Below are 26,997 nucleotides of genomic sequence, written 5' to 3'. Positions count from 1 at the left end.
GCGGCCCCGCTCAGAACCCCAGCTTGCGCAGCTGCTTCGGATCGCGCTGCCAGTCCTTGGCGACCTTCACGTGCAGGTCCAGGAAGACCGGCGTGCCCAGCAGCGCCTCGATGTGCTTGCGCGACTTCGTGCCGACGTCCTTGAGCCGCTGGCCCTTCGGGCCGATGATGATGCCCTTCTGGCTGGGCCGCTCGATGTAGACGTTCGCGTGGATGTCCAGCAGCGGCTTGTCCGCCGGCCGGTCCTCGCGCGGGAGCATCTCCTCGACGACGACCGCGATGGAGTGCGGCAGTTCGTCCCGCACACCTTCCAGCGCGGCCTCGCGGATGAGCTCGGCGACCATGACCATCTCGGGCTCGTCGGTGAGGTCGCCCTCCGGATAGAGCGGCGGGCTCTCCGGCAGGAGCGGGGCGATGAGGTCGGCGAGCAGGCTCACCTGCTGGTCCTTGACCGCGGAGACCGGGATGATCTCCGCCCACTCGAAGCCGAGCTCGTCCGCGAGCGCGGAGACGGCGAGCAACTGCTCGGCGAGCGCCTTGGACTCGACCAGGTCGGTCTTGGTGATGATCGCGATCTTCGGGGTCTTCTTGATCCCCGCGAGTTCCTTGACGATGAACTTGTCGCCGGGGCCGAGCTTCTGGTCGGCGGGCAGGCAGAAGCCGATGACGTCCACCTCGGCCCAGGTGGTCCGTACGACGTCGTTCAGCCGCTCGCCGAGCAGCGTGCGCGGCTTGTGGAGGCCGGGCGTGTCCACCAGGATCAGCTGGGCGTCGTCGCGGTGCACGATCCCCCGCACCGTGTGCCTGGTGGTCTGGGGGCGGTTCGAGGTGATCGCCACCTTCTGACCGACCAGAGCGTTCGTGAGGGTGGACTTGCCCGCGTTGGGGCGGCCCACGAAGCAGGCGAAGCCGGCCCGGTGGGGGGCGGTGTTCTCAGCCTGCTGCGCAGCAGCTTCTGTGTTCGGTCGAGCGCTCATGGCGCCCATTCTCCCCGATCCGGGCGGCGGCGGTGCACAGCAGGGCGCAGCCGCCCCGAATCAGCCCGCGGACACCGTCGACCGGAGCGTGCCGTCGGGACCCGCGAGCAGCACGGGTGTGTCCGGACCTCCCAGGTCACGGACGGCGGCCCGGTCGGCGTGCGAGGCGGCGCCGGCCTCGGAGACGACGGCCGCCGCCTCCAGGGACGTGGCGCCGCCGGCCACCGCCATCGCGACCGCGGTCTGCAGCGCGGAGAGCCTCAGCGACTCCAGGTCCACGGTGCCGGCGGCGTACGTACGTCCCGTCTCGTCCCGGACCGCCGCACCCTCCGGCACTCCGTTGCGGGCGCGGACGCTGCGCGCCAGCGTGACGATCTTGCGGTCCTCGGGGCCGAGGTCGGTGCTCTCAGTCATGTGCTGAGCATACGAAGAGAGCGGGTACCTGCCGCACGACGGGGTCCGCTCGTCCCGGGACGGGTTCCGGTACCGGTCCGGGAGGTGGGCCGGGACGGGCATCCAGGCGTCGCAGAGGCTGCTGAGGCCGTCACACATGCCCGTGTGGGCCTGGACCGACCTCGGGGGGCGGGGCCCGATCGAGCCCGGCCTGCACAAGGGGCTACGGCCGGTCCAGGCGGAGCCGTTGCGCCTTCGGGAGCCCGGCGACCACCAGGTCGTAGCTGTCCTCCACGAGCTCCCGGACCATGCGGTCCGGGAGCTCGGCGACCGTCACGGTGTTCCAGTGCCTCTTGTTGAGGTGCCAGCCGGGGACGATCGCGGTGTGCTCCTTGCGGAGCCGCAGCGCCTCGTCCGGATCGCACTTGAGGCTGACCTTGAGGGGCGGCGCGTCGAGCGCGCTGAGGGCGAACACCTTGCCCAGGACCTTGAAGACCGAGGCCTCGGGCCCGAAGGGGAACTCCTCCGTGCTCGCGTTGAACTCCAGGCAGAACGCGCGCAGCTGCTCGGGGGTCATGCCGCCTCCGATCCCTCCGGTTCGACCAGCACCGTGACGATCTTGTTCCTGCGGCCCGCCGGGGATTCCGCGGTGAGCCGGAGCTTGCGCCCGTCGGGGAGGTCGACGATCGAGGAGGCGCCGGAGATCGGGACCCGCCCGAGCGCCTTGGCCAGCAGGCCGCCGACCGTCTCCACGTCCTCGTCGTCGTACGCGTCGAGGCCGAACAGCTCCCCGAGGTCGCCGATGTCGAGCCGTGCGGTCACCCGGAAGCAGCCGTTCTCCAGCTCCTGGACCGGCGGGAGTTCGCGGTCGTACTCGTCGGTGATCTCGCCGACGATCTCCTCGAGGATGTCCTCGATGGTGACGATGCCGGCCGTGCCGCCGTACTCGTCGATGACGACGGCCACGTGGCTGCGGTCCTGCTGCATCTCGCGCAGCAGGTCACCGGCGTTCTTCGTGTCGGGGACGAAGGCCGCGGGGCGCATCGCCGTGGAGACCAGGTCGGCCTCCGCCTCACGGTTGATGTGTGTCTTGCGGACCAGGTCCTTGAGGTAGACGATCCCGACGATGTCGTCCTCGTTCTCCCCGGTGACCGGGACGCGGGAGAAGCCGGAGCGCAGCGCGAGGGTCAGTGCCTGCCGGACCGTCTTGTACCGCTCGATGCAGACGAGGTCGGTGCGGGGCACCATGACCTCGCGCACGAGGGTGTCGCCGAGCTCGAACACCGAGTGCACCATGCGGCGTTCGTCGTCCTCGATGAGCGACTCCTGCTCGGCGAGGTCGACCATCGCGCGCAGTTCGGCCTCACTGGCGAAGGGGCCCTTGCGGAAGCCCTTGCCCGGGGTGAGCGCGTTGCCGAGGAGGATCAGCAGCTGCGGTACAGGCCCCATGATCCTGGCCAGGGGCAGCAGGACGTACGCCGCCGCCGTGGCGGTGTTCAGCGGGTGCTGGCGGCCGATGGTGCGGGGCGAGACCCCGATGGCGACGTAGCTGACGAGGACCATGACCCCCATGGCGAGGGCCAGGGCCTGCCAGGTCTCGTCCAGTTCCTTGAGGCAGGCGTACGTGACGAGGACGCCGGCGGACATCTCGCAGGCCACCCGGACGAGCAGCGCCACGTTGAGGTAGCGGGTGGGGTCGGCGGCGACCTGCTCCAGCTTGGCGCTGCCGCGGCGCCCCGCCCGCACGGCCTCGGCGGCACGGAAGCTCGACGTACGCGCGATCCCGGCCTCGGCGCAGGCCGCGAGCCAGCCGACGATGATCAGCAGGACGGCGCCGGTGACGAGGGGGCCGCTCACGAGACCGTGGGGGCGGGGGACGGACCGGTCAGACCGCGCTCACCGCGCCAGCCGTCGACGATGGCCGCCTGGAGACCGAACATCTCGGCCTTCTCGTCCGGCTCCTCGTGGTCGTACCCGAGGAGGTGCAGCACCCCGTGGACGGTGAGGAGCTGGAGCTCCTCGTCCATGGAGTGCCGCGTCCCGGCGTCCTCGCCCTGCTTCTTCGCGACCTCCGGGCAGAGCACGATGTCACCGAGGAGCCCCTGCGGGGGCTCCTCGTCGTCCTTGGCCGGGGGACGGAGCTCGTCCATCGGGAAGGACATGACGTCCGTCGGGCCCGGGAGGTCCATCCACTGGATGTGGAGCTGCTCCATGGCGGCGGTGTCCACCACGATCACCGAGAGTTCGGACAGCGGATGGATCCGCATCCGGGCGAGGGCGTAGCGGGCGATGTCGAGGATCGCCTGCTCGTCGACCTCGGTTCCGGACTCGTTGTTGACGTCGATCGACATGGTGCGCTGCGACTACTTCCCGTTGCGGCCGGTGCGGCCCTCTGCGTTGTCGTACTTCTCGTACGCGTCGACGATACGGCCGACGAGCTTGTGCCGGACGACATCCTGGGAGGTGAGCCTGGAGAAGTGGACGTCCTCGACGCCGTCGAGGATCTCCTGGACCTGACGGAGACCGCTCTTGGTGCCTGTCGGCAGGTCGACCTGGGTGACGTCACCGGTGATGACGATCTTCGAGTCGAAGCCGAGACGGGTGAGGAACATCTTCATCTGCTCGGCGCTGGTGTTCTGCGCCTCGTCGAGGATGATGAACGCGTCGTTCAGGGTGTTGTGGGTCAGGAGGTAGTCCTGGGTCACATACAGCGAGTCCTCGGCCGCCACCTGGATGCATACCGCTTCCTCGCGCCCGGCGGGCTCGATGCTGTCGATGAAACGCACGGGCCTCCCGCCTCCGCCTGCCGTGTGGTAGGCGTCGCGCTTGCGTGCCAGGCGGAAGGGCTCGACGCCCTCGGGGAGACGGATGTCGAGAACGTGGGCGTCGTAGCGGTGGTGGACCTCGCGCCCCTTGGCCAGACCTGGCTTGCGACCCTCAGCCGGCCGGCGGCGTGTGTAGGCAACCCCTCCCAGTGACTGGACCAGGGAGATCACATCGTCCCGGAGCATGATCGACGCAGTGCTGTACTGCACGCGACACGTGCGCTGGGCCTGGGTGACCGGTCCGCCGTCCGCGTCGAGGAGACCCTGCAGCAGCGCCAGCCGAACATCGGCGGAGTTGTTCAGGTAGTCGTCCGGCACGAACTTGGAGTGGGAGCGGGTGCCCAGCAGCTCGAGCGCGCGGAGCGAACCTGTGACCGGATTCTCCAGCGTGACCACGTCACCAGGCGACTTCACCCGGTTGAGTACGTAGTCAGGCCCTGCCTTGTGCCGCACGGAGACTCCCGGGAGGGAGGCTTCCAGCGCCAGGGCGAGTTCCGGGTCATTCGTCGAGAACGAGGGGGTGGTGGACCCGGTCAGGCATCCGTCGCCCAGCATGAGGCCCAGTGCGTAGGGATCCATCGGGACCTCGCGCTCCGGCATACTGACGGGTGCTGTCAGCAACGGCAGCTCGTAGCGGCGCGCGTGCGCCGCGCGGAGGTTGCCGATCATTTCCTTGGTCTCCAGGACCCGCCACGGCTTGTCCCGGCGGCGGTCGGAGGCTGTCCGGACCGTCCACAGGTGGTCCCCGCAGCACAGCGTCCACGAACCGTCCTGAGCCGTGACCCGGTAGATGTCCTTCTCACCCTGCGGGTAGACCCCGAGTACCGGCGTAGGCGTCCCGTCGGAGCCGATGACCAGGTCCCCGACCTGGAGATCACCGATGGGGCGCCAGCCCTCAGGTGTGAGCACATTGGTGAAGACGGGCTGTGCCCTGCCACGCATATAGGCCAGCGGCGCGACCTCGATCGTGCCCGCGGCCATGAGCCGGGGGATCGAGTCGGGGTCGAGCATGTCGTGCAGGGCGTCGTAGAGCGGGCGCAGATACGGGTCGATCTTGTCGAAGAGCGTGCCGGGCAGGAAGCCGAGCCGCTCCCCCGCCTCGACGGCGGGCCTGGTCAGGATGATCCGGCTGACCTGCTTGGACTGCAGGGCCTGGACCGCCTTGGCCATGGCGAGGTAGGTCTTGCCGGTGCCCGCGGGGCCGATGCCGAAGACGATGGTGTGCTGGTCGATCGCGTCGACGTACCGCTTCTGGTTGAGCGTCTTGGGGCGGATCGTGCGGCCGCGGCTGGAGAGGATGTTCTGGGTGAGCACCTCGGCGGGAGTCTCGGTGCCGTCCCCGTCGCCGGTGCCGGCCGCCCTGAGCATGGCGATCGAGCGTTCCACAGCGTCCTCCGTCATCGGCTGCCCGGTGCGGAGCACCAGCACCATCTCGTCGAACAGGCGCTGGATCAGGGCGGTGTCCGCCGCGCTTCCAGTCGCGCTGATCTCGTTGCCCCGGACATGGATGTCGACGGCCGGGAACGCCGCTTCGATCACGCGCAGCAGCGAGTCGCCCGATCCCAGGAGCATCACCATGGGGTGTGCCGGCGGGATGCTGATCCGGGCCGTCGCCTGCGGCTGTGTGGGTGACTGAGTCATGGGCCGGCCCTCGGGCCTGCGCATACCTCCTGTTGCAGGGCCTTCGCTGCTCGACGGCCTCCGGAGTACCAGCGTACGACCCCGCACCGACAACGCCGAGAGAATTACCGTGTGATCATCTGTAGTTCACTGGCGGAAGCCGATGGTCGGCACCGCGCGGCGCAGGGGCCAGTCCCGGCTCGTGGCGGGCAGCAGTTCCTCGAGGAACGCGTAGCGCTCCAGCGCCGCCGGGTCCTGGTCGGCGCAGGTGCGCACCTGCTGCCACCAGCCGGCCACCTCCGACCATCCGGGTGCGGACAGCGACCCGCCGAACTCCTGTACGGAGAGGGCCGCCGTGAGTCCGGCGAAGGCGAGGCGGTCGGCGAGCGGCCAGCCCGCGAGCGTCCCGGTGACGAATCCGGCGACGAAGACGTCGCCCGCTCCGGTGGGGTCCAGTGCCTCCACCTCGATGGCGGGCACCTCGGCGGCCGTGCCGGTCGCCCGGTCCACCGCGTAGGCGCCTTCCGCCCCCAGGGTGACCACGGCAAGGGGAACCCGCTCGGCCAGTGCGTGGGCGGCCGCGCGCGGGCAGTCGGTGCGGGTGTAGCGCATGGCCTCCTCGGCGTTGGGGAGGAAGGCCTGGCAGTGCTCCAGGTCGGGCAGGGCGTCCAGGTCCCAGCGGCCGGTCTCGTCCCAGCCGACGTCGGCGAAGACCATCGCGCCGTTGCGGGCGGCTCCGGCGACCCAGGGCTCGCTGCGGCCCGGCGTCAGTGAGGCGACGGCGGCGCGGGCGCGCGGCGGGCAGTGCGGGAGCGTACGGCCGGGCACGGCGGAAGGGGCGGGCGCCGGGGCCTCGTGGCCGTGCGAGACCATGGTGCGCTCACCCTCGTACGCCATGGAGACGGTGACGGGTGAGTGCCAGCCGGGGACGGTGCGCGACATCGACAGGTCGATGCCCTCGCCCTGTTCGAGGGCGTCCCAGCAGTACTCGCCGTAGTGGTCGTCGCCGAACGCGGCGGCCAGCGAGGTGTGCAGACCGAGCCTGGCGAGTGCGGTGGCCATGTTGGCGACGCCCCCGGGACTGGAGCCCATTCCCCGGGCCCAGGACTCCGTCCCGCGCACCGGGGCGCTGTCCAGTCCGGTGAAGACGATGTCGAGGAAGACCGTGCCGGTCAGGAAGACGTCGCAGGCCGGATCCTGCGGGGCGCGCAGCCCGAGCAGCGGGTCGATGCCTGGATTGGCTGTGCTCACCGTGCGCTCCCCGGCCGTGGCAGTCCTGAACAGTGCGAGATCCGGCCAGTGTGCCGGATTCGTCCTCGCTTCCGGAGGGTCCGCGCCGCGGCGCGCATACTCACTCCCACCTGCATAAACATGCGCAGCTACCCGGCCTGATCCTGCATAAACCTTAACGTGACCCAGATCACATCGAGCCGACTTTCCGTCGCCTGGGCCCGCTTGATACAAATTGCCCCGCGAGCACCGTCCGGGACTGTCGACGGCGAGTGCCGCTCCTCCCGCATTTCTCGCTCCACCCTCCCCTGCGTTGATTCGGCGCACCCTCCCCTGCCTTACCCCTGCTCTGCCTGCTCCGCCCTCCCCTGCCTTACCCCTGCTCTGCCTGCTCCGCCCTCCCCTGCCTCCTTCTGCCTCTTCTGGCATGTCTTCAGGAACGCCCATGTCCTCGCGCCCTCGCGCCGCGTGGCCCCTGGTCGCCGTGTTCACCGCCGGTTACCTCGCCGCCTATCTGCTCCCCACCATCGTCGGCCGTCTCAGCACCTACCTGGGGCTCAGCTCGGCCCAGGCCGGCCTGGTCGGCAGCGCCCTCCTCCTCAGCTCCGCCTCGGCCGGCTTCGCGCTGGCCGGACGCGTCGAGAGACTCGGTGCGCGGAGACCGGCACGGGCGGGCCTGCTGCTCGCCGTCCTCGGCTACGGCTGCGCCGCGCTGACCACCTCGGTGCCGCTGGTCGTCGCGGGCGTCGTGATCGGCGGCTTCGGCTCCGGTGCGGCGACCGCCGTCGCGGCGTCGGGCATCGCGGCGCAGCACGATCCGCACCGGACCTCGTCGCTCGGGCTACTGAGCGTCTCGGCGACGGCGGGTGCCCTCTACCTGACGATCCCTCACCTGGGCGGCGGTCACCGGCTGCCGTTCGCGTCCATCGCACTGGTCGCCCTGCTCGTCTGGCCCGCCACCTCCCGGCTGGGCGGCTCCTCGCCCCTCAGCGGGACGTCGCCGGCCCAGGGACGGCTGCCGCACCGCCGGTCGGGTCTGGTGCTCGCGGGCGGGATGCTCGTCTGGTCCATGGCGCAGAACGCGCTGTGGGGTGTGAGCAGCCGTATCGGCGCCGTCCAGGTCGGCCTCTCCGAGGTGACGATCGGCGCCGTGTTCGCCGCCGCGCTGGGAGCGGGCCTGCTCGGCGTCATGGGCGCCGGGATGCTGGGTGCCCGCCTCGGACGGGCGGTGCCCATCGGCCTCGGGACGATGATCATCGCCGGGAGCATCGTGCTCAGCTCGTCCGCCGACGACCTGGGGTCGTTCGCGACCGGTGAGATCGCGTGGAACACCTTCTACCCGGTGGTCCTGTCCTACCTGATCGGTCTGGCGGCCTCGCTGGACGTGCGCGGTCGCTGGGCGGTCCTCGCGGGCTCGGCGTCCTCCGTCGGAACGGCCTGCGGTCCCCTGCTCGGCAGCGTGCTCTCCGAGCAGGCGGGCTATGCGGTGATGGGCCTGGTCCTGGGGGCGGCCACGCTCCTGGTCGCGGCCCCCGTCACCGCCGTGGCCCTGCACACCGGCGGACGCCCGCTGGTGCCGGGATCCGTCCGGCGCAGGGGTGGCGCCCCGGCGGCACTGCTCGCCGCCACCACCAACAGCCTGTCCGGCTCGGTGCCCAAGCTGGGCGCGCCGGAGCAGGCGGTGGCGGAGATCAGCGTGCCGGCGCTGCGGCGCAGGCGGCTGGTGCGGAGCGCGATCCGTACGGCGGGGCCGTCCGGTGGGGACGGTCAGTCGAACGCGTACGCCTCGACCTCGGAGAGGTAGCGCGCCCGGCGCTCCTCGTCGTGGTCGAGGAAGGCCGCCTCGAAGGAGTTGCGCGCCAGGGTGCGCAGGTGCTCATGGTCGAGGCCGAGCGCCTCGTGCACGGCGTGGAAGGTGTCTCCGACGTATCCGCCGAAGTAGGCCGGGTCGTCGGAGTTCACCGTGCAGAGCAGGCCGGCGTCCATCATGGAGCGCAGCGGGTGCTGCTCCAGGACGTCGATGGCGCGCAGCCGCACGTTGGAGAGCGGACACAGCGTCAGCGGGATCCGTTCGGAGACCAGGCGGTCCACCAGCTCCGGGTCCTCCATGCAGCGCAGGCCGTGGTCGATCCGCTCGACGCCGAGGACGTCCAGGGCCTCCCGGATGTACTCCGGCGGGCCCTCCTCGCCGGCGTGGGCGACCTTGCGCAGGCCGAGGGCCGTGGCCGCCGCGTACACCTCGCGGAACTTCGCGGGCGGGTGGCCGACCTCCGCCGAGTCGAGGCCGACGGCGCTGACGCGGTGGAGGTACGGCTTCGCGGCCTCCAGTGTCTCGAGCGCCGACTCGGCGGACCTGTCGCGCAGGAAGCACATGATCAGCTGGGTGGAGACGCCGTGTGTCTCCTCGCTGCGGTCCAGCGCCCTGCCGAGCCCCTCGATGACGGTGCCGATCGGGACACCCCGGTCGGTGTGGGCCTGCGGGTCGAAGAAGATCTCCGCGTGCCGGACGCCCTGGGCCGCGGCGCGGGCGAGGTAGGCGTCGGCCAGTTCGGCGAAGTCCTCCTCGGTGCGCAGGACCGCCATCAGGGAGTAGTACAGGTCGAGGAAGCTCTGGAGGTCCTCGAAGAGGTAGGCCTCGCGGAGCTCCTCGGTGCCCGCGTAAGGCAGCTCCACGCCGTTGCGCGCGGCGAGGGCGAAGGCCAGCTCGGGTTCGAGCGTTCCTTCGATGTGGAGGTGGAGTTCGGCTTTGGGGAGGTGCACGGGGTTCTCGTTACGTTACGTGTGGCGGGTGGGTACCGGGACCCTGATCAGGTCCTGGGCGATGGTCAGTCCGCCTTCGAAGCCGGCTGCCCTGGCCTGCTGCTCGAAGACTTCCGGGTCGTCGTAGCGCTGGGAGAAGTGCGTCAGCACGAGGTGCCGTACGCCCGACTCCTTCGCCACCCGGGCCGCCTGGCCGGCGGTGAGGTGGCCGTGGTCGGCGGCGAGCCGGCCGTCCTCGTCGAGGAAGGTCGACTCGATGACCAGCATGTCGCATCCCTCGGCGAGCGCGAACGCGCCGTCGCAGAGCCGGGTGTCCATGACGAACGCGAAGCGCTGTCCGCGGCGGGTCTCGGAGACCTCCTCCAGCGGGATGCCGCGCAGGGCTCCCTCCCGGTGGATCCGCCCGACGTCCGGCCCGCCGATGCCGTGCGCGGCCAGCTTCGCGGGCAGCATGCGCAGCCGGTCGGGCTCGGTGAGGCGGTAGCCGTAGGACTCGACGGGGTGCGAGAGCCGGCGGCTGTCCAGGGTGTACGCCCCGGTGGTGGCGAGGACGCCGTCGGCGGCGACGGGCACCTCGGTCAGTTCGACGGACTCGCGGTAGGCGGTCGCGTACCGCAGCCGGTCGAAGAAGCGTTGCCCGCTCGCCGGGAAGTGGGCGGTGACGGGGTGCGGGACCCGGTCGAGGTTGATCCGCTGGATCACCCCGGAGAGGCCCAGAGCGTGGTCGCCGTGGAAGTGGGTGACACAGATCCGGTTGATGTCGTGCGCGGCGACACCGGCCCTCAGCATCTGGCGCTGGGTTCCCTCGCCCGGGTCGAAGAGGATGCCCTCACCGTCCCACCGCAGCAGGTAGCCGTTGTGGTTCCGGTGGCGGGTCGGCACCTGGCTGGCGGTGCCGAGGACCACGAGTTCTCGTACGGACACGGGCGCGGCCTGCCTAGCCGGGGGGCCACTGCATCCCGCGCCCGCCCAGGACGTGGGCGTGCGCGTGGAAGACGGTCTGTCCGGCGCCCGCACCCGTGTTGAGGACGATGCGGTAGCCGCTCTCGGTGATCTTCTCGTCGGCGGCGACCTGACCGGCCTCGCGCAGCACGTCGGCGGCGGTCCCCGGTTCGGCTGCGGCGAGCGAGGCGGCGTCCGGGTAGTGCGCCTTGGGGATGACCAGGACGTGCGTCGGGGCCTGGGGGTTTATGTCGCGGAAGGCGACGGTCGTCTCGCTCTCGCGGACGATGGTCGCCGGGATGTCGCCCGTGACGATCTTGCAGAACAGGCAGTCGGTCTGCGGCTCTCCCGCCATGGGTGCTCCTGTGTCGTGGTGATCGGTCACAGGGCAGCCTAGCGGGCCGCGGGCGAGGCGAGACGGCCAACTCGGGCCCCTCGGGCGACCAGGGGGCGGCGGTGCGGCAGGTTTCCCGCGCCGCCGCCCCGTCGGGCTACTCCGCGGCGTCCTCCGACGGCAGCCGCGGGGGCGTCTTCGCCGGGGTCCGCCCCAGCGACTCCAGCGCGATCCGGATCGCCTCGTCCAGCTGCGGATCCCGCCCCGCCGCGTAGTCCTGAGGGGTCGTCACGACCTCCACGTCCGGGTCGACACCGTGGTTCTCGACGCCCCAGCCGTACCCCTCCAGCCAGAAGGCGTACTTGGGCTGGGTGACCAGCGTGCCGTCGACCAGGCGGTAGCGGCTGTCGATGCCCACGACACCGCCCCAGGTGCGCGTGCCGACCACCGGGCCGATACCGAGCGCCTTGATCGCCGCGTTCACGATGTCGCCGTCCGAGCCGGAGAACTCGTTCGCCACGGCCACGACCGGTCCGCGCGGCGCGTCGCCCGGGTAGCTGGCGGGCTGCATGCCGCGCGGAAGGTCCCAGCCGACGATGCGGCGGGCCAGCTTCTCGACCACCAGCTGCGAGGTGTGCCCGCCGCGGTTCTCCCGTACGTCCACCACCAGTCCCTCGCGGGCGACCTCGGTGCGCAGGTCGCGGTGGATCTGCGCCCACCCCGAGCCGACCATGTCGGGGACGTGGAGGTAGCCGAGGCGGCCGCCCGACCGCTCGTGCACGTACGCGCGCCGGCCGGCGACCCACGCGTGGTAGCGCAGCGGCTCCTCGTCGGCGACCGGGACGACCACGACATGGCGGCGGGAGCCGCCGTCGACCGGGGAGACGGTCAGTTCGACGGGCTTGCCGGCCGCACCGGTGAGCAGCGGTGCGGGGCCGGTGAGGGTGTCGACGGGGTGGCCGTCGACCGCCAGGATCGCGTCCCCGGCCCGCACGGCGACGCCGGGCGCGGCGAGCGGGGCGCGGGCGGCGGGGTCCGAGGTCTCCGAGGGCAGGATCCGGTCGATGCGCCAGCTTCCGTCGTCGGCGCGGGAGAGGTCGGCGCCGAGCAGCCCCTGCCGGGCCCGGTCGTCGCCCCAGCCGCCGGACGGCATGACGTAGGCGTGGGAGGTACCGAGTTCGCCCTGCACCTCCCAGAGCAGGTCGATGAGGTCGTCATGGGTCGAGATCCGGTCCAGGACCGGCCGGTAGCGTTCCAGGACCCCGTCCCAGTCGACGCCTCCCATGTCGGGGCGCCAGAAGTTGTCCCGCATGACGCGACCGGCCTCGTCGTACATCTGTCGCCACTCGGCGGCCGGGTCGAGGGTGCGGCGGACGCGGGAGAGGTCGACGGTGACGTGGTTGTCTCCACCGTCGTCGGGTCCCCCGGACACCCGGCTGTCGGAGGGAACCACCCTCAGCGTGCCCCCGCTGTGCAGGACCAGCCTCCTGCCGTCGCCGCTGACGGCGAACCAGTCGACGTCGGAGGCGAGTTCCTCGCGGTGCAGCTTCTCCAGGTCGTACCGCTCCAGGACGGGTTCGGGTCCGCGGGCGCCGGGCGTGGCCGCACTGGTGCCGAGCACTCCGGTGGCCGGGTGACGCAGCCACAGCAGCCCGTCCTTGGCCGCCTGGAGCGAGGAGTAGCCGGCGGCCTCGACGGGCAGCGGCACGATTCGGTCGGCGAGACCTTCGAGGTCGATGCGGGTGACGGGGAGCGCGGTGGGGTTGTCCTCGCCCTCGCCGCTCTTCTCCTTCTCGGGCGGGCGGCCGTGGAGCCACGGCCCGAACGGGGAGGGTGTGGTGGCGCAGAGCGTCAGCAGGTGCGGCCGGCAGGATCCGGCGAACGCCATGTCGAAGACGTGCGCGTCGTAGACCGGGTCGAAGGTGCGCTCGGAGAGGAAGGCCAGGTGCTTCCCGTCCGCGGTGAAGGCCGGGGCGAAGTCCCGGAACCGCAGCGGGGTGACCTCGGTGACCGACAGGTCCGCGAGGTGGGCGAGCCTGAGCTGGCTGAGCGACTCGGGACCGGGGTGCGACCAGGCGAGCCAGGAGGAGTCGGGTGAGAAGACGAGTCCGGAGGCGTCGCCGTTGCCGCTGCGGTCCACCTCATGGACCTCGCCGCTCTCCCGCTCGACGATCAGCACCCGCCCGTCGTGGGCGGCCACGGCGAAGCGGCTGCCGTCCGGTGCGGGGGCCAGGTCCAGGACCCGGCCGATCCGGCCTGCCGCGAGGCGTCGCGGTGCGGCGCCGGGCGCCGCACCGGCGGCGGGCGCGCACTCCAGGGCGTCGTCGCCCTCGGCGTCGGTCACCCAGACGACGTGCGGGTCGCCGTCGGCCTGGAAGGTGCGCGGGAGCCTGGCCCGCACGCCGGGTTCGGCGGCCAGCGCGCGGGCCGGGCCCTCGCGGTGGGTGACCCAGTGGACAGCGCCGCGGGACCCGACCGCGCTGCCCCGGCCGGTGCGGTCCGGGGACACGCTGTGCAGGTGGCTGCCGGCGTGCACGACGTGCGGCTGCAGGTCGGCGCGCTGGCCGCCGAGCCGGATGTCCAGGCGTCGGGCCTCGTCGCTCTCCAGGCTGTCCAGGAGCCGGAGTTCGCCGGCGGCGGCGAAGGCGATCCGGGTGCCGTCGGTGGTGGCGTGCCGGGCGTAGAAGCCGTCGATGCCGCTGTGGCGGCGCAGGTCGGTGCCGTCGGGCAGGGAGGAGTAGAGCGCACCGACTCCCTCGTGGTCGCTGAGGAAGGCGACGCGCTCACCGACCCACATGGGGCATTCGATGTTGCCGTCGAGGTCGGCGTGGATGCGGGTGAACTCCTCCGGGCCACCGTCCTCGGGCCGGTCCGCGGCGGCGATCCAGAGCTTGCCGGCCGTCCCTCCCCGGTAGCGCTTCCAGGCGGCGGCCTCGCGTCCCATGGTGGCCGAGAGCAGCAGGACCCGCCCGCCGGGACCGTACGCGAGGGAGCCGACCGGCCCGTACGGGAGGGTCCGGGCGGGGCTGCCGTCGACCGGGACGGCCCGGGCCCAGCTACGCCGCAGCGACACCTGCCCCTGGGTGCTGATGACCAGCACGTCGCCGTCGGGGGTCCAGCCGCGTACGGACGTGCGCGCGTCGCCCCAGTGGGTCAGCCGCCTGGCGGGGCCGCCGTCGGCGGGCGCGACGTGCACCTCGGGTGCCCCGTCCCGGGTGGAGGTCCAGGCGACGAGGCTGCCGTCGGGCGATATCCGCGGCTGGGTCACAGGGCGGTTGTCGGCGCTCACGCGCCAGGCTCGGCCGCCGTCGAGCGGCGCGAGCCAGACATCGTCCTCGGCGGTGAAGGCGATCAGGTCGCCCTGGACATGGGGATACCGGAGGTAGGAAGGCTGATTCACATGAATCACCCTAGGCCGCGGGCCCTTCCCGGGGACCGGAGTTGGCCGGAGTCCGCGCGCCCGCCTCCACACCGGCGGTACCGGTCACCGGCGGTACCGGCCGCCGTCGTCATGGGCTCCCGCCGCCCCACGCCCCGGCGGCCGCCCCCGGACCGGCGCTACGACCAGCGGCCCGTGCGCCCCAGCAGCAGGGCCGTCGCGGCCGTGCCCGCCGTGGAGGTACGCAGGACGGTCGGCCCGAGACGGCAGGTCCGGGCCCCGGCGGACGCGAACGCGGCCAGCTCGTCCTGCGAGACTCCGCCCTCGGGGCCGACGACGAGCACGATCACGCCCGTCTCGGGCAGGGCGACGGTGGCAAGGGGCTCGCTGTCGTGATCGCGGTCCTCGTGCAGGACGACGGCCAGGTCCGCGGTGGCCAGCAGCGCGGCCACCTGCTTGGTCGACATGGCCTCCGCCACCTCGGGGAACCGCACCCGGCGCGACTGCTTCCCGGCCTCGCGAGCCGTGTTGCGCCACTTCGTCAGGGACTTGAGCCCCCGGTCGCCCTTCCACTGCGTGATGCAGCGCGAGGCCTGCCAGGGCACGATCGCGTCGACGCCCGTCTCGGTCATCGTCTCCACGGCGAGCTCACCCCGGTCGCCCTTGGGCAGCGCCTGGACGACGGTGATGGAGGGGGCGGGAGCGGGCTCCTCGTGCACCTGCTCCAGTCCGGTGACCACGAGCCGGTCCTTGCCCTCGGCGGCCCGCACGACGCCTTCCGCCCAGTGGCCCCGCCCGTCGGTGAGGACGACGTCCTCACCGGGGGTCAGCCGCCTCACCGAGACGGCGTGCCGTCCCTCGGGTCCCTCCAGGACGAACTCCGGCCCTCCGGGCAGCTGTTCGACGACGAAGACCGGTGCCGTCACTGGGCACTCCTCACACTCACTGCCGCACGCGCGGCTTCCATCTCGGCGGCGAGCAGGCCGACGAGTTCCCCGGCGGGCATCTCGCGTGCCATCCGGTGGCCTTGGCCCGCCCACAGGGCCATGCCCTGGGCGTCCCCGGCCTTGGCGGCCGCGGTGCGCAGCCCGCTGGTCAGCTGGTGCACCTGCGGATAGGCGGCCGGGGCGTACGGGCCGTGCTCCCGCACGAACCGGTTGACCAGTCCGCGCGCGGGGCGGCCGGAGAACGCCCGGGTCAGGGTCGTGGTCACGAACAGCGGGTTGGTCAGGGCCTGCTTGTGCAGGGGGTGGGCACCCGATTCCGGACAGGGCAGGAACGCCGTACCGAGCTGAGCCGCATCGGCGCCCGCGGCCAGGACCGCCGTGATCTGGGAGCCGAGCATCAGTCCGCCTGCCGCGATCACCGGGAGGTCCACGGACGCGCGGACCTCGGCGAGCAGACAGAGCAGCCCGGTGCCGGACAGACCGGCCTGCGGGTCGTCGCGGTGCGTGGACTGGTGGCCGCCCGCCTCCGTGCCCTGGACACAGAGCGCGCCGGCCCCCGCCCACTGCGCGTTCCGCGCTTCCTGGGGCGAGGTGACCGTGACGACGGTGAGCGTGCCGGCCGCCGCGAACGCGTCGAGGACCTCGCGGGTGGGGCAGCCGAAGGTGAAGGAGACCACGGGCACGGGGTCCTCCAGCAGGATCGCGACCTTGGCCTCGTAGCCGTCGTCCCCGCCGGAGTCCGGGTCGCCGAGCGCGGTCTCGTACCAGGTGGCCTCGCCGGCGAGCTGGTGGCGGTAGACCTCGACGGCGCTGGGGTCGGCGACCAGCGGCTGCGGCATGAAGAGGTTGACGCCGAAGGGCCGCCCGGTCGCCCGCCGGACCTGCTTCACCTCGTTGTACATGCCGTCCGCCGTCTTGTACCCGGCGGCGAGGAAGCCGATTCCCCCGGCCTCGCCCACGGCCACGACCAGCTCCGGACGTGACGCGCCGCCCGCCATCGGGGCCTGCACGATCGGATAGCGGCAGAGACCGGTCAGCGCCAAGGACATGACCGCATCGTGCCACGTCCGGCGGATCGTGCCGAATCCGCCCTTTCGCACGGCCCGGGACCCGCCGGACGCACGGCACCGCCCGCCGGTACGGGACCGGCGGGCGGTGCGGTGGCCTGGTTCAGCGGCCGGGTTCAGCGGCCGTTGAAGGCGTCCTTCAGGCGGGAGAACAGCCCCTGCTGGCCCGGCTGGAACTGGCCCGTGGGCCGCTCCTCGCCGCGCAGCTGGGCCAGCTCCCTCAGGAGCCGCTCCTGCTCCGGGTCCATCTTCGTCGGGGTCATGACCTCGACGTGCACGATCAGGTCGCCGCGTCCGCCGCCGCGCAGGTGCGTGATGCCGCGCCCGTGCAACGGGACCGACTGCCCGGACTGGGTGCCCGGCCTGATGTCGATCTCCTCCAGACCGTCGAGCGTCTCCAGCGGCACCTGGGTGCCCAGCGCGGCGGCCGTCATGGGGATGGTGACCGTGCAGTGGAGATCGTCGCCGCGCCGCTGGAACACGGCGTGCGGGAGCTCGTGGATCTCGACGTAGAGGTCGCCGGCGGGGCCGCCACCGGGCCCTACCTCGCCCTCGCCCGCGAGCTGGATGCGGGTGCCGTTGTCGACACCCGCGGGGATCTTCACGGTGAGGGTGCGCCGCGAGCGGATACGGCCGTCGCCGGCGCACTCGGGGCACGGGGTCGGCACGACCGTGCCGAAGCCCTGGCACTGCGGGCAGGGCCGCGAGGTCATGACCTGGCCGAGGAACGACCGGGTGACCTGGGAGACCTCGCCGCGGCCGCGGCACATGTCACAGGTCTGCGCGGAGGTGCCGGGTGCGGCGCCCTCGCCACTGCAGGTCGTGCAGACGACCGCGGTGTCGACCTGGATGTCCTTGGTCGTGCCGAAGGCCGCCTCGGAGAGGTCGATCTCCAGCCGGATCATCGCGTCCTGGCCGCGCCGGGTGCGCGAACGGGGTCCGCGCTGCGACGCGGTCCCGAAGAACGCGTCCATGATGTCGCTGAAGTTGCCGAAGCCGCCGGCGCCGAAGCCTCCCGCGCCGCCGCCACCGCCCGAGGCGGACAGCGGGTCACCACCGAGGTCGTAGACCTGCTTCTTCTGCGGGTCCGAGAGCACCTCGTAAGCGGCGTTGATCTCCTTGAACCGCTCCTGGGTCTTCGGATCCGGGTTGACATCCGGGTGCAGCTCGCGAGCGAGCCGACGGAATGCCTTCTTGATCTCGTCCTGAGATGCGTCGCGGCGCACGCCGAGTACGGCGTAGTAGTCCGTGGCCACTTACGACTCCGCCAGGATCTGTCCGACGTAACGTGCCACTGCGCGTACCGCTCCCATCGTTCCGGGGTAGTCCATGCGGGTCGGTCCGACCACGCCGAGTTTGGCGACTGCCTCGTCGCCCGAACCGTAGCCGACCGCGACGACGGACGTGGAGTTGAGGCCCTCGTGGGCGTTCTCGTGCCCGATCCGTACGGTCATGCCCGAATCCGTTGCCTCACCCAGCAGCTTCAACAGCACGACCTGCTCCTCCAACGCCTCCAGCACCGGCCGGATCATCACAGGGAAGTCGTGCCCGAAACGGGTGAGGTTGGAGGTGCCGCCGATGATCAGCCGCTCCTCCGTCTCTTCGACCAGTGTCTCGAGAAGAACGGAGAGCACCGTCGAAACGGTTCCCCTGTCCTCGGCCTCGAAGGACTCCGGCAGGTCCTGCACCAGCTGCGGGACGTCCGCGAAGCGCCGTCCCACGACCCGGCTGTTGAGCCGGGCCCGCAGATCCGCCAGCGACATGTCACCGAACGGTGCGGGGCAGTCGATCATACGCTGTTCGACCCGGCCCGTGTCCGTGATCAGCACGAGCATCAGCCGGGCCGGGGCCAGCGACAGCAGCTCCACGTGCCGGACGGTCGACCGGGTCAGCGAGGGGTACTGCACGACGGCGACCTGCCTGGTCAGCTGCGCCAGCAGCCGGACCGTGCGGCCCACGACGTCGTCGAGGTCGACCGCGCCGTCGAGGAAATTCTGAATGGCCCGGCGCTCCGGCGACGACAGGGGCTTGACCCCCGCGAGTTTGTCGACGAAGAGGCGGTAGCCCTTGTCCGTCGGGATGCGCCCCGCACTCGTGTGCGGCTGGGCGATGAAGCCCTCGTCCTCCAGCACCGCCATGTCGTTGCGCACGGTCGCCGGGGACACCCCCAGGCTGTGCCGCTCCGTGAGCGCCTTGGAGCCGACGGGCTCCTCGGTCCCGACATAGTCCTGGACGATGGCGCGCAGCACTTCGAGTCTGCGTTCGCTGAGCACCGCGCACACCTCCAGCTGTGGTTCTTCGGCTTCTGCCTGGCACTCTGTACGTTCGAGTGCCAGCAATCCCCCCGGTCAGTGTACGGGGGCGGGGTGGGCCCGGGGCAAGGGCGACCGGCCACGCCGTCGCAGGACCGCGCAGGTCGTTGCCGATAGCGTCGCCGTATGGACGTCTGTTGGGAAGAGTTCGGCTGGGAGCGGTTGGGCAACGGTACGGGACGGAGGCGCCTCCCCGTCTGGGACGCGACCGCCGCGCTCGTGGCCGGGGCGGACGGGGTGCTGCTCTACGACACCGGTTCGTCCCTCCGGGAGGGCGCCGAACTGCGCGCCCAGGCGGAGGGGCTGCTCGGCCGGAGGGTGACGCATATCGCACTGAGTCATCCGCACTTCGACCATGTGCTGGGCACCGCGGCGTTCTCCGGGGCGCAGGTGTACGGCGCGGTCGGCACGGCGGACCTGCTGGAGCGGAGCGCCGAGGAGCTGCGCGCGGACGCCCTGCGGCACGGGATGAGCGAGGCGGACGCGTCGGCGGCCACGGACACCCTGGTGGCACCGCGGCACCAGGTGAGCGGGGAGTGGACGCTCGACCTCGGCGGCGGGCTCCAGGTGCTGCTGGCCAACGTGGGCCCCGGACACAGCGGCCACGACCTCGCGGTGCTGGTCCCGGGGTCCCCCGTCGTGGTGCTCTGCGGCGACCTGGTCGAACAGTCCGGCGAGCCGCAGGCGGGCCGGGACGCCGTCCCCTCGCACTGGCCGGCGGCGCTGGACCGGCTGCTGGAGCTGGGCGGCGAGGAAGCGCTGTACGTGCCGGGGCACGGGGCGGTGGTGGACGCGGCGTTCGTACGGGCCCAGCGTGATCAGCTGGCTTCCCGCTTCGGCGTGTCGTGAAAGGGGGCCCGTTTATCGTCGTGCCATGCGCAGCTACCAGCCGGATCTGACTCCGCCGTGGAAGAAGTCCGCCCCCGCCCCCGAGGTCCCCGCCGAGCCCGACCTGGTCGTCGAGGAGGCCGTCACCGGCTTCTGCGGGGCGGTGATCCGGTGCGAGAAGACGGCCCAGGGGCCGACGGTCACGCTGGAGGACCGCTTCGGCAAGCACCGGGTGTTCCCCATGGAGCCGCGCGGTTTCCTGCTGGAGGGCAGGGTGGTCACCCTCGTGCGCCCGTCGGCCGGCGGTCCCGTGCGTCCCGCGCGTACGGCGTCCGGTTCGGTGGCGGTCCCCGGGGCGCGGGCACGGGTGGCCCGGGCGGGCCGGATCTATGTGGAGGGGCGGCACGACGCCGAGCTCGTCGAGCGGGTCTGGGGCGACGACCTGCGCGTCGAGGGGGTGGTGGTGGAGTACCTGGAGGGGATCGACGACCTCCCGGCGATCGTCCGGGAGTTCTCGCCCGGTCCGGACGCCCGGCTGGGTGTGCTGGTCGACCATCTGGTGCCCGGCTCCAAGGAGTCCCGGATCGCCGCCCAGGTCACCGACGCGCACGTACTGGTGGTGGGACACCCGTACATCGACGTCTGGGAAGCCGTGAAGCCGTCGTCCGTGGGCATCCCCGGCTGGCCGTCGGTACCGCGCGGCCAGGACTGGAAGACGGGTGTCTGCCGCTCCCTGGGCTGGCCGGAGAACACGGGTGCGGCCTGGCAGCACATCCTTTCCAAGGTCGGCTCGTACAGGGACCTGGAGCCACAGCTCCTGGGACGTGTCGAGGAATTGATCGACTTCGTCACTCTTCCTTCCTGATGTACCGGAACGGTTGAGGAGGATCCGGTACCGATCCCCGTGAACTCCTGCGCCGCCTGCGCACCATCCGTTATTGAGGGGTGACTGCAGGGTGGGGCGGCGGGAAGGCACGGGGGCCTGATGACGCGCGAAGTGTGGCGGGACAGTGCGGAGAACGAGGCGGCCTCCGCCGTCTTCCACCTCATGCAGGAGCTGATCGACCAGTACCGGGTCAACCGGCCGGTGATGCCCCTGGTCGTGACGCAGGCGGAGGACGCGTCCGCCGGCCCGGAGATCGACAGCCGCGTCGAGCAGATCGTCCACCAGGTCCACCGGGCGAACCAGCTGCGCCGGGTCCCGGTGAAGCTGCTCGACGGCGGCGGGGGCACCCCGTACGACGCGGCGCTCTCCATGGTCCGCACGCTCACCGAGCGGCCCTGGGAGACCCGGGGCACCTCGCAGTACAAACCCTTCGCCTTTCCCCGCTCCCGCCTCCTGGCCGCCATCGAGCAGGCCACGGACGCGGTCGTCGCCCAGCCCGACCGGGGCTCCTCCCGTGATCGCGACGAACGGATCCTCGAACAGCTGGGCAGCCTGCGCTGGCGGGCGAGCCGGCCCGGGCGCACCACCTGGTGGGACTCGCTGCGCGCCTCGGTCCGGCCGGAGACGTTCCTGGGGGCCGTCTTCATCGCCGTGCTCAGCGTGCTGCTGGGTGAGATCGGCTGGCTCCTCACCGCGGTGGTCGCCGCCGCGGCCCTGTTCGGTCTGGCGGTCGTACGGCTGCTGACCACGGCGGCGCCCCCGCTGCTGTGGCTGCGCGGGGCCAGCAGGTGGCTGGCGACCACGTCGTCGCTGGCCGCGTCGAGCACGGCGTACCCCTCGGACGGCTGGTCGCGCTTCTCCCCGAGCGGTTCGTGGCGGGTGATCCGGGCGCGGGCGGCCGCCGTCGCCGAGCGGGTGGCCGACGCCGGGGCGGGTGACGAGCACGCGCGCCAGTTCCATCTCGAACTGCGGGTCCAGGCGCTGCTGGAGGACCTGCTGGACTGCTACCGGCCGCACGCCCTGGACTGGCGGCGCAGCAAGCGCACCGTGCCGCCTGTGGTGTTCCTGCCCACGGCCACGCAGGACAACGGCGGGATCCCGCTGATCAACGCCGTCAACAACGTGCGTTCACGGCGCAGCGAGGTGGACCCTCTGCTGCTGCTCGCCTCGCTGCCCGCCGACCGGATCATGCGGCACACGCCGCCGCTGCCCCCGGTGACGCCGCCGAACGCCGGCGTCAGGTCGGGTGCCCGCGCACGGTACGAGAGCTGGGTCGACGACCTGAGCGTCGGCCAAGCGCCGGCGGCGGCCGTGACCCAGGCCTGGGTGCTGCGGCTCCCCCTGTCCACCGGGCAGCTGACCCACGAGCACGCACACGCCCAGCTCGTCACGCACCGCGTCCGCCGGACCTGGGCCTGGTGGGTGATGTCGGGGAAGACGACGGCCCTGGTGCTGGTCTGCGCCCTGCTGGGGACCTTCCTGTGGAGCGAGCACTGGAAGGAGACGTACTGCTACGGCCCGCTCGCCGGTCGCAGCACGGACGCGGTCCGGCTGGCGGGCCCCGGCGGCGCCACGGAGTGCATAGGGGTGGCGACGGCCTCCCAGGTGCGGTTCGCCGAAGGCAACACCCTGCGGCTGAGCGGGGTGGGCGAGGGCGTCACCTTCGAGCGGATCGAGCAGGCGGTACGGGAGCAGAACGCCGGCATCGGCGCGGACGAACCGCATGTCACCGTCGTCTACGCGGGCCCGCTCACCGGCACGGCCGCGAACAGGGAGGACACCCGCAAGGGCCTGGAGGAGCTGACCGGTGTCTATCTCCACCAGCGGTTCGTCAACGACACGGCGAATCGTTCCGTCAAGCTCCGGGTGCTGACGGCCAACGGCGGCCAGGACATGCTTCGGCAGACGGCGGCGGTCAGGAAGATCGCCGAGGTGGCCCGGCGGGACCCCTCCGTCGTCGGTGTGGTGGGTCTGGGCCGCAACACCACGGAGAGCGCTGCGGCCACCGGGATCCTCCAGCGCGCCGGGCTGCCCCTGGTCAACACCACGAACTCCGGCAGCGATCTGGCCCGCGAGTACCCGAACTACTTCGGTCTCGCCGCGACCGACGAGGAGCAGGCGGACGCGGTCGGACTGATCGCCGGGCGTCTCGCGGACGGGCTGGAGGACCCGCAGGCGGTCGTCCTGTCCAGGAAGGTGGCCAACGAGGACAAGGACCGCTACACCACCGAACAGCGCAGGGTCGGTCTGGAGATGCTGAAGCAGACCGGCTTCACCGTGGTCGCTGACACCCGGTACTCCCTGTCGAAGGACGGCGGATCCGCCAATCTGGACACGCCCCTGCACGCGATCTGCGGAGCGGCACGCGTGCCCGACGCCCTGTACTTCGCCGGCCGGGTCGAGGACGTGAACACGCTGATGTCGGGCCTCGGGCAGACCGCCGGCTGCTCGGACAAGGCCATCACGGTCTTCACCGGGGACGATCTGGCCAAGGCACGCTTCGACGACTCGACGAAGCTCGCGGACAAGGTCACCCTCTACTACGGTGCGCTCGCACCCATGAACCGGGGAGGCGGCCGGGCGTTCTACGAGGACTCCCGCAAGACCCTGGAAGCACTGCTGCCCGAGGGGCGGCGGCTGCCCGCACTGCCGGAGGAGCACCCGTACGAGGACAGGCTCTTCGCCAGCGGGCAGACCGTCATGTCCTACCAGGCGACGGCGGCCCTCTACGCCGCCGCGACCCGCGGCGACAGCCCGCAGAGCGCGGCGGAGACCTGGGCGACCCTCTACTCGGTGGCCCTGCACGACATGCCGACCGGGACCGTCACCTTCCGGGGGACGATTCCGTACGCCGACCAGAAGGTGCACGGCGTGAACGTCGTGGAAGTCACACGGCCGGGTCCGGACGCGCGGAGCCGTGTCGTGTGCGGCCGTGCGGCGGGTGACCCGAAGCCGCTCACCCGGGCCGACTGCACGGTGCCGTAGGGCTCCTCGCCCCGGCCGCCCGCGCGGTGCCGTAGGGCTCCTCGCCCCGGCCGCCCGCGCGGTGCCGCAGGGCTCCTCGCCCCGGCCGCCCGCGCGATGCCGCAGGGCTCCTCGCCCCGGGCCGGCCGTCCGGCTCAGTCCACCAGGTCCCGCACCACGGCGTCGGCCAGGAGGCGCCCGCGCAGGGTGAGGACCGCGCGGCCCTCGCCGTACGGCCCGGGCTCCAGCAGACCGTCCTCCACCGCGCGCCCGGCCGCCGCGAGCCCCGCGGGGGCGAGCAGGGAGAGCGGGCAGCCCTCGACGAGGCGCAGCTCCAGCAGGATGCGCTCGACCCGCCGGTCCTCGTCGCCGAGCACCTCACGGCCGGCTCCGGGCGAACGGCCCTCGGCCAGGGCCTGCGCGTAGGCGCCGGGGTGCTTGACGTTCCACCAGCGCACCCCGCCGACGTGGCTGTGCGCCCCGGGTCCGGCACCCCACCAGTCGGCCCCGCGCCAGTACAGCTCGTTGTGCAGGCAGCGGCCTTCCGGCGTGCGGGACCAGTTCGAGACCTCGTACCAGGAGAAACCGGCGGCGGCCATCGCCTCGTCGGCGATCAGATAGCGGTCCGCGTGGACGTCGTCGTCCGTCATGGGGACCTCGCCGCGGCGAATGCGGCGGGCCAGCTGGGTGCCCTCCTCGACGATCAGCGCGTAGGCCGACACGTGGTCGGGCCCTGCGCCGATCGCCGCGTCCAGGGACGCCCGCCAGTCGTCGTCGGACTCGCCGGGGGTGCCGTAGATCAGGTCGAGGTTGACGTGCTCGAAGCCCGCCTCGCGGGCCTCGGCGACACAGGCCTCGGGCCTGCCGGGGGTGTGGGTGCGGTCCAGGACCTTCAGGACGTGCTGCCGGGCGCTCTGCATGCCGAAGGAGACACGGTTGAAGCCTCCCTCCCGCAGCGCCGCCAGGTACGCCGGGTCGACGGATTCCGGATTGGCCTCCGTGGTGATCTCGGCGTCCTCGGCGAGACCGAACTCCTCCCGGATCGCCGCGAGCATCCGGACGAGGTCGGCGGCGGGCAGCAGCGTCGGCGTGCCGCCGCCGACGAAGACGGTGCGGACCGGGCGGGGGTCGTCGCCGAGCACCTTGCGGGCCTGGCGCACCTCCTCGACCAGGTGGGCCGCGTAGTTGTCCCGGGACGCGAGGGCGCCGCCGGATCCGCGCAGCTCGGTCGCGGTGTAGGTGTTGAAGTCGCAGTAGCCGCAGCGGGTGGCGCAGTAGGGCACGTGCAGGTAGAAGCCGAGCGGCCGGCCGGCGGCGCCTTCCAGGGCGTGGCGGGGCAGCGCCCCGTCGTCGGGCACGGGCTCACCATCGGGCAGTACGGAAGGCATACCGTCCATTGTCACTCGCCGGCGGAGCTGCCCCGTACATCCGTGTGGCGGTCCTCGTCGACCTGGATCACGAGCAGGGCCAGGTCGTCGTCGGGCGGGCGCTCGGCGAAGGTGTGGACGGCCTGCTTGATCCGGCCGGCTATCCCGGCGGCCGGAAGCCCCGCGCAGTCGGCGAGGACCCGTGCGAGGCCGTCGCCGTCGTCGAACATGAGCCGCCCCGAGCGCCGCTCCGTCACCCCGTCGGTGACGCAGAGCAGGCTGTCGCCGGGTGCCAGATCGAAGGTCTGGCTCCCGTACGCGACGTCCTCGACCACGCCGAGCAGCACCTGCGGTTCCGCGGCCGGGCGTACGGAGCCGTCGGGGCGGAGCAGGAGCGGGAGCGGGTGACCCGCGCTCGCCACGGTGCAGCGCACGCGGCCGTCCGGGAGCGGCACGAGGTCGCCGTACAGCAGGGACAGGAAGCGGGACTGGGAGCCGTCCTGGATCTGCTGCCCGTCCTGGATCTGCTGGCCGCCCGCCGCCGCGACCATGAGCGCTGCGGCCTCGGCCGCTTCCATGGCGTCGTCCAGGAGGAGCCGGTTCAGGCGGTCGAGGACCTCGCCGACGCGGAAGCCCTCCCGGGACAGCAGGCGCAGCCAGGGGCGGGCGAGGCCCGTGACGACGGCGGCTTCGGGGCCGCTGCCCTGGACGTCCCCGAGCACGAAGCACCAGCGGCCTCCGGGGCACGGGAAGAGGTCGTAGAAGTCACCGCCGACCACGCCGTCGTCGCCGGGCTCGTACACCAGCGCGCTGGTGACCCCTGGTATCTCGGCGACCTTGCTGGGCAGCAGCCCGCGCTGGAGGATGCGGCTGATCGTGGCCTGGCGGGTGTAGGCGCGGGCCGCCCCCACCGCGAGGCCCACCCGGCGTACGAAGTCCGCGAGGAGCACCGCGACCTCGTCGGGGATGTGGTCGGTGCCCTCACGGCCCACGAGAACCGCGCCCAGCGTCCGCCCGCCCGAGATGATGCGGTGGGCGAGCGCGGCGCCCGTCCCGTCCCCGCGCTCCGCCGTGGCGCTTCCGGGCCAGGGCATGGGCACCGGGCCGGTACCGACGCTTCCGGGTAAGCGGAGTGGATCCTTCTCCAGGGCGGGACGCAACAGCGCGGTCCGCGCCTCGTCGCTGTGCCAGACCCCCGCGAGCCGGGGCGCCGCAGCCGGGCCGCCGCCCTCGCTCTCCAGCCATATCGCGCACCAGTCGGCGAGGCGGGGCACCAGGAGCGGGCCCGCTGTCGACGCCACCAGGTCCTCGTCGAGCTGGCCCGCCAGCAGGCCGGACGCCTCGGCCAGGAACGAGAGGCCGCCGCGACCGGCCCAGCCCGCGTCGTCGCGGGCGGCGTGCCCGGAGGCGGGGGCGAGGGGGCCGGCGGCTCGGGGAGCGTGCCCGCGGGTGGCGCCGTCGTCCGACGGGGCGTCGGGTATCCCGTAGCGGTCGTCGCCGGGGAGACGGGCCCAGACGGTCTTGAGTCCGGTGCGGTAGGTGATGCCCCAGGATTCGGCGAGCGTGGCGACGAGCTGCAGCCCCCGGCCGTACTCGGCCGGGTCCGGCCGCTCGGCACGGCCGTCGCGCACCGATCTGGCGGGGTGGTGGTCGGTGATCTCCAGCACGAGCGCGGCCGGTTCGGGTCCTGCCGAGTCCTCCAGCCGCAGGAGCAGCTCGACCGTCGTACCGGCGTGCACGACCGCGTTGGTGACCAGTTCGCTGGCAACGGTCAGCGCGTCGTCGGTCAGCCGTTCGCCGAACTCGCCGACGGTGGGCAGGCCGGAACCCGTCCAGTCGCCGAGCGCCGCCCTGACGAACCGGCGGGCGGCGGCCGAGGCCTGCGGGATTCCGGGCAGGCTCGTGCGGGCGACCGGACGGGCACCCTCGCCCTGACCTGCGATGACGATGCCGGGACGCTGGACGATGTCCCGCTGCAAGGGAATGGGCCCCACGGTGCGGCTCCTGACGGTCTCGCGTTACACCGCTGACGTATCCCGACAGAGTGACAGACCGGGCGTACGCATAAGCGTCGAGTGACGGAAGTCGCCCGGGCGGACCGGGAACGGGCCGGGGCCGGTGGACGCTCCCGCGTCCACCGGCCCCGGCCCGTTCGGGCGTGCTCCTC

21 protein-coding genes are annotated in these 26,997 nt (G+C 72.3%); 4 read left to right on the top strand and 17 right to left on the bottom strand.

The window, feature by feature from the left end; genetic code table 11:
* Positions 1 to 10: 10 nt before the first annotated feature.
* The 7 genes from era to ACIRJR_RS11490 all read right to left on the bottom strand — a co-directional run bounded on the left by era (position 11) and on the right by ACIRJR_RS11490 (position 7,065).
* Positions 11 to 985, bottom strand: coding sequence for a GTPase Era (gene era / locus ACIRJR_RS11520; protein WP_401623742.1), 975 nt, complete (start codon positions 983 to 985; stop codon positions 11 to 13).
* 51 nt (positions 986 to 1,036) lie between these two features.
* The gene (locus ACIRJR_RS11515) at positions 1,037 to 1,390 is read right to left on the bottom strand and encodes a cytidine deaminase (protein ID WP_403777464.1); all 354 of its coding nucleotides are present in this window, start codon (positions 1,388 to 1,390) and stop codon (positions 1,037 to 1,039) included.
* Positions 1,391 to 1,592: 202 nt separating this feature from the next.
* The gene (locus ACIRJR_RS11510; protein ID WP_403777461.1) at positions 1,593 to 1,946 is read right to left on the bottom strand and encodes an MmcQ/YjbR family DNA-binding protein; all 354 of its coding nucleotides are present in this window, start codon (positions 1,944 to 1,946) and stop codon (positions 1,593 to 1,595) included.
* A complete protein-coding gene (locus tag ACIRJR_RS11505; protein ID WP_403777458.1) occupies positions 1,943 to 3,226 on the bottom strand; it encodes a hemolysin family protein in 1,284 nt (427 codons plus the stop codon). The genes ACIRJR_RS11510 and ACIRJR_RS11505 overlap by 4 nt, the downstream gene beginning before the upstream one ends.
* Positions 3,223 to 3,720: an rRNA maturation RNase YbeY gene (gene ybeY / locus ACIRJR_RS11500; RefSeq protein ID WP_403777455.1), complete on the bottom strand. Its 498-nt coding sequence runs from the start codon at positions 3,718 to 3,720 to the stop codon at positions 3,223 to 3,225. The genes ACIRJR_RS11505 and ybeY overlap by 4 nt, the downstream gene beginning before the upstream one ends.
* Before the next feature lie 12 nt (positions 3,721 to 3,732).
* Positions 3,733 to 5,835, bottom strand: a complete 2,103-nt coding sequence (locus tag ACIRJR_RS11495; RefSeq protein ID WP_403777452.1) for a PhoH family protein — start codon at positions 5,833 to 5,835, stop codon at positions 3,733 to 3,735.
* 126 nt (positions 5,836 to 5,961) lie between these two features.
* A complete protein-coding gene (locus tag ACIRJR_RS11490) occupies positions 5,962 to 7,065 on the bottom strand; it encodes a carbohydrate kinase family protein (protein ID WP_403777449.1) in 1,104 nt (367 codons plus the stop codon).
* A 424-nt stretch (positions 7,066 to 7,489) separates the two neighbouring features.
* Between ACIRJR_RS11490 and ACIRJR_RS11485 the strand changes: the two genes are divergently transcribed.
* Positions 7,490 to 8,848 carry an MFS transporter gene (locus tag ACIRJR_RS11485; protein ID WP_403777446.1) on the top strand — a complete coding sequence of 453 codons (1,359 nt, stop codon included), beginning with the start codon at positions 7,490 to 7,492 and terminating at the stop codon, positions 8,846 to 8,848.
* Here the strand turns inward: ACIRJR_RS11485 and ACIRJR_RS11480 are convergent.
* From ACIRJR_RS11480 to hrcA, 8 genes are all read right to left on the bottom strand, one after another.
* Entirely contained in the window at positions 8,812 to 9,804 is a 993-nt protein-coding gene (locus tag ACIRJR_RS11480; RefSeq protein WP_403777443.1) for an adenosine deaminase, read from the bottom strand. The genes ACIRJR_RS11485 and ACIRJR_RS11480 overlap by 37 nt on opposite strands.
* 15 nt (positions 9,805 to 9,819) lie before the next feature.
* Positions 9,820 to 10,728: a ribonuclease Z gene (locus ACIRJR_RS11475; protein WP_403777440.1), complete on the bottom strand. Its 909-nt coding sequence runs from the start codon at positions 10,726 to 10,728 to the stop codon at positions 9,820 to 9,822.
* Between the two features lie 13 nt (positions 10,729 to 10,741).
* On the bottom strand, positions 10,742 to 11,101 hold the full coding sequence (locus tag ACIRJR_RS11470; RefSeq protein WP_403777437.1) for a histidine triad nucleotide-binding protein: 360 nt from the start codon (positions 11,099 to 11,101) through the stop codon (positions 10,742 to 10,744).
* A 136-nt stretch (positions 11,102 to 11,237) separates the two neighbouring features.
* On the bottom strand, positions 11,238 to 14,480 hold the full coding sequence (locus tag ACIRJR_RS11465; RefSeq protein WP_403777434.1) for a S41 family peptidase: 3,243 nt from the start codon (positions 14,478 to 14,480) through the stop codon (positions 11,238 to 11,240).
* Between the two features lie 158 nt (positions 14,481 to 14,638).
* The gene (locus ACIRJR_RS11460) at positions 14,639 to 15,385 is read right to left on the bottom strand and encodes a 16S rRNA (uracil(1498)-N(3))-methyltransferase (RefSeq protein ID WP_403777431.1); all 747 of its coding nucleotides are present in this window, start codon (positions 15,383 to 15,385) and stop codon (positions 14,639 to 14,641) included.
* Complete coding sequence (locus tag ACIRJR_RS11455; RefSeq protein ID WP_403777428.1) at positions 15,382 to 16,455, bottom strand: nitronate monooxygenase; 1,074 nt, start codon at positions 16,453 to 16,455, stop codon at positions 15,382 to 15,384. The genes ACIRJR_RS11460 and ACIRJR_RS11455 overlap by 4 nt, the downstream gene beginning before the upstream one ends.
* Positions 16,456 to 16,589: 134 nt before the next feature.
* Positions 16,590 to 17,729, bottom strand: a complete 1,140-nt coding sequence (gene dnaJ, locus ACIRJR_RS11450; protein WP_403777425.1) for a molecular chaperone DnaJ — start codon at positions 17,727 to 17,729, stop codon at positions 16,590 to 16,592.
* Positions 17,730 to 18,746, bottom strand: coding sequence for a heat-inducible transcriptional repressor HrcA (hrcA, locus tag ACIRJR_RS11445; RefSeq protein ID WP_403777422.1), 1,017 nt, complete (start codon positions 18,744 to 18,746; stop codon positions 17,730 to 17,732).
* A gap of 165 nt (positions 18,747 to 18,911) precedes the next feature.
* Between hrcA and ACIRJR_RS11440 the strand changes: the two genes are divergently transcribed.
* From ACIRJR_RS11440 to ACIRJR_RS11430, 3 genes are all read left to right on the top strand, one after another.
* Positions 18,912 to 19,634 (top strand): MBL fold metallo-hydrolase, encoded by a 723-nt coding sequence (locus ACIRJR_RS11440; RefSeq protein WP_403777419.1) that lies wholly within the window; start codon positions 18,912 to 18,914, stop codon positions 19,632 to 19,634.
* 25 nt (positions 19,635 to 19,659) lie between these two features.
* On the top strand, positions 19,660 to 20,478 hold the full coding sequence (locus ACIRJR_RS11435) for a DUF3097 domain-containing protein (RefSeq protein ID WP_403777416.1): 819 nt from the start codon (positions 19,660 to 19,662) through the stop codon (positions 20,476 to 20,478).
* Positions 20,479 to 20,598: 120 nt separating this feature from the next.
* Complete coding sequence (locus ACIRJR_RS11430; RefSeq protein ID WP_403777413.1) at positions 20,599 to 23,484, top strand: ABC transporter substrate-binding protein; 2,886 nt, start codon at positions 20,599 to 20,601, stop codon at positions 23,482 to 23,484.
* Between the two features lie 134 nt (positions 23,485 to 23,618).
* Here ACIRJR_RS11430 and hemW read toward each other — a convergent pair whose 3' ends face one another.
* Positions 23,619 to 24,851: a radical SAM family heme chaperone HemW gene (gene hemW / locus ACIRJR_RS11425; RefSeq protein WP_403777410.1), complete on the bottom strand. Its 1,233-nt coding sequence runs from the start codon at positions 24,849 to 24,851 to the stop codon at positions 23,619 to 23,621.
* An 11-nt stretch (positions 24,852 to 24,862) separates the two neighbouring features.
* The gene (locus ACIRJR_RS11420; protein ID WP_403777407.1) at positions 24,863 to 26,824 is read right to left on the bottom strand and encodes a SpoIIE family protein phosphatase; all 1,962 of its coding nucleotides are present in this window, start codon (positions 26,822 to 26,824) and stop codon (positions 24,863 to 24,865) included.
* Between the last annotated feature and the right edge of the window lie 173 nt (positions 26,825 to 26,997).

Origin of the sequence: Streptomyces sp. NPDC102402 (assembly GCF_044765765.1) — a bacterium.
Classification (GTDB): Bacteria; Actinomycetota; Actinomycetes; order Streptomycetales; family Streptomycetaceae; genus Streptomyces.
This window is presented reverse-complemented; position numbering and strand designations above follow the sequence as displayed.